The sequence below is a fragment of the Superficieibacter electus genome, from assembly GCF_002915575.1.
Classification (GTDB): Bacteria; Pseudomonadota; Gammaproteobacteria; order Enterobacterales; family Enterobacteriaceae; genus Superficieibacter; species Superficieibacter electus.
This window is the reverse complement of sequence record NZ_PQGD01000087.1, coordinates 1-729: the sequence shown is the minus strand read 5'-3', so window position 1 is coordinate 729 and position 729 is coordinate 1. Positions and strand designations below refer to the sequence as shown.

The following is a 729-nucleotide window of genomic DNA, read 5'->3' as shown; positions in this document are numbered from 1 at the left end:
ATAATGCCCGATGACTTTGTCATGCAGCTCCACCGATTTTGAGAACGACAGCGACTTCCGTCCCAGCCGTGCCAGGTGCTGCCTCAGATTCAGGTTATGCCGCTCAATTCGCTGCGTATATCGCTTGCTGATTACGTGCAGCTTTCCCTTCAGGCGGGATTCATACAGCGGCCAGCCATCCGTCATCCATATCACCACGTCAAAGGGTGACAGCAGGCTCATAAGACGCCCCAGCGTCGCCATCGTGCGTTCACCGAATACGTGCGCAACAACCGTCTTCCGGAGCCTGTCATACGCGTAAAACAGCCAGCGCTGGCGCGATTTAGCCCCGACGTATCCCCACTGTTCGTCCATTTCCGCGCAGACGATGACGTCACTGCCCGGCTGTATGCGCGAGGTTACCGACTGCGGCCTGAGTTTTTTAAATGGCGGAAAATCGTGTTGAGGCCAACGCCCATAATGCGGGCGGTTGCCCGGCATCCAACGCCATTCATGGCCATATCAATGATTTTCTGGTGCGTACCGGGTTGAGAAGCGGTGTAAGTGAACTGCAGTTGCCATGTTTTACGGCAGTGAGAGCAGAGATAGCGCTGATGTCCGGCAGTGCTTTTGCCGTTACGCACCACCCCGTCAGTAGCTGAACAGGAGGGACAGCTGATAGAAACAGAAGCCACTGGAGCACCTCAAAAACACCATCATACACTAAATCAGTAAGTTGGCAGCATCACC

The 729-nt window shown here is 54.7% G+C and carries 1 protein-coding gene; it reads right to left on the bottom strand.

What is annotated here, in order from left to right:
- Positions 1-674 (bottom strand): IS1-like element IS1B family transposase gene (locus CHU32_RS27915; protein WP_228264572.1). Its coding sequence is split into 2 segments (ribosomal slippage), with 675 coding nucleotides annotated over them: positions 1-425 and positions 425-674; the frame shifts between segments, so codons are not numbered across the junction. This gene is flagged as partial in the annotation.
- Positions 675-729: the final 55 nt, after the last annotated feature.